This window comes from Clostridium celatum DSM 1785, assembly GCF_000320405.1.
GTDB classification, from domain to species: domain Bacteria; phylum Bacillota; class Clostridia; order Clostridiales; family Clostridiaceae; genus Clostridium; species Clostridium celatum.
This window is the reverse complement of record NZ_KB291711.1, coordinates 3,545-6,060: the sequence shown is the minus strand read 5'-3', so window position 1 is coordinate 6,060 and position 2,516 is coordinate 3,545. Positions and strand designations below refer to the sequence as shown.

Genomic DNA, 2,516 nt, shown 5'->3' with positions numbered 1-2,516 from the left:
AGTCCACTTGAAGAACACGTAACATGGACTCACTGGGGAGCAGACCCTGCTTATCCAAACCAAGGAGGAACAAGTGAAATTTTAAGATTTGTAAGAAACTCTACTAAGGATGGTTTCTTATCTAATTCATTATTAAAGGGGAATAAGCACTTACTTGCAAATGGTTGGGGTAATCAACATGCTTTAGAAGGTACTAATGGTATGGATACATTCTATAATCAAGTATTACCTACTAAGTATATGCAACATTTTGATATTATGAAAATGACTGATGATGAAGTATTATTCAATGAAGATTTAAGAGCTGTAAGAGAAGGTGCAGACATTAATTACTATAAAGATGGTAAATTGGTTGCAACTACTCCAGAAAGTACAATCGGATCAACTGGTATGGGTAAAACTAATTTATTCTTAGAATGGAACTTCGATGAAGAACAAGATACTAAGATTTACCACTGGAATCCATTTGGAACTATTTCAACATGGGATGTACCAGATTCTTGGTCAGGATTATCTAACGTTCATGTTTATGAATTAACTGACTTAGGTAGAGTTGAAGTTGGAACTGTAGATATTGTTGATGGAAAAGTTACTTTAGATGTTGAACAAAATACTCCTTATATAATAACTCAAGGAGAAGTAGCTCAAGATAGAATAGATGATTGGGGTTATGGTTCACAAATAAAAGATCCAGGATTTGACTCTCAAGAATGGAATACTTGGTCTAAGACATCAACTTCAGGAAATACAGATCACATAACATTTGTTAATGAAACACTTACAAGCAGAGCTGGTAATGATGTAGTAGCTATAACTAATAAGCAAGGAACTATATCTCAAGAAATTGAAGGCTTAGAATCTGGAAAAACTTATTCAATTTCTGCATGGGTTAAGAATAATGATAAGAGAACTGTTACTTTAACTGTTGATTGTGGTGATGTAAATGTTACTAACGTAACTACATTAGATGCATTTGCAAGACAAGGTGAAGGTCATAAATATTTAAATGATAAGTTTACAAGAATGGAAGTTGAAGTTACTGTACCAGCTGGTGTAACTACTGCAAGCATTTCTCTTGATGCAGCAGAAGGAAATGGAACAGTATATGTAGATGACTTTAGAATTTGGGAACATCCAGGACAAACTAATAAAGATGGATATGTATTCTATGAAGATTTTGAAAACGTAGATGAAGGTATTACTCCATTCTTCTTAGCTCCAGGAAGAGGAACTTCAAATAGATCTCACTTAGCAGAAAAAGATTTACTTGGAAGACAAAAAATGACTTGGGTACTTGATGGTAGATTCTCATTAAAGACTAACCAACAATCAGGTGAAACAGGACAAATGTTAGTAACTGATGATTCTACATTTAAATTAGAAGCTAATAAGACTTATGAATTAGGATTCATATACTCTTTAGCAGATGCAACTCCAGGATATACTGTAAATATTAAATCTAGAACAGCTGGAACTATAGTAAGTATTCCTTTAACATCTACAAATGTTGCAAGTGGACAATACACTAATGTAGAAGAAAGAACTACTACATTTACAACTGGAAACAATGATGATTACTATATTTCAATAGATAAGGGTTCAGGATATGCAGATTTAATTTTAGATAATATTTATGTTTCTGAAATTGATACAACTGTAGAAAATCCAGTATTAAATAAAGTTAATTTAAGCCTATCAATTAATGAAGTAGCTGTAGGAGAAGAATTAGATTTATCATTAGTTTTAGTTAATGGATTAATGAATAATGGTTCTAAAGCAGATTTAAGTGATGCTACAATTGAATATGTTATTGATAATAATGAAATTGCTACAATAGAAGACGGTAAATTAGTGGGCTTAACAAATGGAGTAACTGCTATTACTGCAAATGTAACATCTAATGGAAATACAATTTCATCTAATACAGTAACTATAAAGGTTGGAGAAGTAGAAAATGAAATTCCACCAGTAGTTGAAGTAGATAAATCAGGATTACAAGCTGTAGTTGATAAAGTAGATACTTTAATAGAAAGTGATTATACTCAAGAAAGCTGGGCTAATCTAATTGTTGCTTTAGAAGCTGCTAATTCAGTTTTAGCAGATAAAGAAGCGACTGAAGAAGAGGTTAAAACTGCAACAACTAATTTAGAAGCTGCAATTAAATCTTTAGAAGAAAAAGAAGAAAATGCATTTAAGGCTCATTTAGAAATAGCAGTAGAAGAAGCATTAAAAGTAACTGAAGCTGAACTTTCTAATGTTGTACCAGTTGTTGTTGAAGAGTTTAAAGCAGCAATTGCTGAAGCACAAGATATATTAAATAACAATAAAGCTACTCAAGCTGAAGTAGAAAAATCATTTGATAGATTAGCTAAAGCAATGCAAATGTTATCTTTCCAAAAGGGAGATAAAACTAACTTAATAAGCTTAATAGAAAGAATAGAAGCTTTAGATTCAAGCAAGTATATAGCATCAACTTGGGATAAGTTAGCTATAGCTTTAGAAGCATCAAATGGTGT

Annotated in this window: 1 protein-coding gene; it reads left to right on the top strand. The window is 31.8% G+C overall.

The features are described 5' to 3' along the window. Positions 1-2,516 (top strand): glycoside hydrolase family 101 beta sandwich domain-containing protein (locus HMPREF0216_RS14880; protein ID WP_005215986.1); only part of this gene is annotated, 2,516 nt, incomplete at both ends.